This is a genomic window from Gluconacetobacter sacchari (assembly GCF_014174255.1).
Classification (GTDB): domain Bacteria; phylum Pseudomonadota; class Alphaproteobacteria; order Acetobacterales; family Acetobacteraceae; genus Gluconacetobacter; species Gluconacetobacter sacchari.
The window spans coordinates 1-889 of sequence record NZ_JABEQJ010000101.1 but is presented as its reverse complement, the minus strand read 5'-3'; the positions used below and the strand labels follow the sequence as shown (position 1 = coordinate 889).

The following is an 889-nucleotide window of genomic DNA, read 5'->3' as shown; positions in this document are numbered from 1 at the left end:
AGACAATGCGGAAATCATGCTCTCTTCTTCCGTCATCGGTGCCCCTTTCAAAAACGAAGAGGGGTCAGTTCCTCATTGCGACAGGGGGTCACTTGCTCACTTCGCCTGACACAGGCTTTGCGGGGCGGGCGGCGGAAGCGGCGCAGCGCTATCTCGACCAACGGGGGATCGTGCGCATGGCAGCGCCGAATCTCTCGCCCGAATTCGAAAATCCATTGTTCTTACGCACCTGCTGCGATGCGCTGGAGCGTCGTGGTGAGACGGAATTGCCGCGCGGGCTTGCTGGTGTGTCAGGCGTATTCAACTTTTATTTCGGCGCCGTGGCGGAAGCGATTACTGCACGGATGAAGCTGTTCCCGCGGCTTCGGGTCGTCGAGCGAGCCTTGGAGGCTATTACCGCCGCCATGGTTGCCGCTCGCAGCGGCTATTTACCGATCAACGATGCGTTTGTCCTGCTCGACGGACTGCATGCCTCGAATAACCAGATGCAGCAAAGTCTATTCTTCCAGATCGAGAATGAAGGAGTCCTGACCGTCGAACCGGTAGTCGAGGATCAAGTCACCACTGAGATGGTCCGTTTCACGTTCGAGCGGTTGAGCGATCACCGCATCGCGCAGGCATTGCTGGAGGCCGAGGTCACTGACACCGACCCGGCTCCCGCCTTTATGCAAGGCGGGAAACTTCGTGACTATGTGATCGGGCAATATGCGTATCGCTTCGCTGGGATCGCCGAAGCCTTCGCCGTCCAACTGCCTGAACAATATGGGGTCGAGCTTCTTGTACCGGTGCATGGATATGAGACATCGCGTTGCGCTGTTTGATTACGCTGCCAGTTTGAGATCCATTAGCGTCCGAGATGCAAGGGGCTTTTGGTCGAAACGGATCTGGT

Annotated in this window: 1 protein-coding gene; it reads left to right on the top strand. The window is 57.3% G+C overall.

Features of this window, described 5'->3' with window-relative positions; genetic code table 11:
* Positions 1-821: hypothetical protein (locus HLH48_RS22835; protein ID WP_456305423.1), on the top strand; the 821-nt coding region annotated here is incomplete at its 5' end.
* Positions 822-889 lie beyond the last annotated feature (68 nt).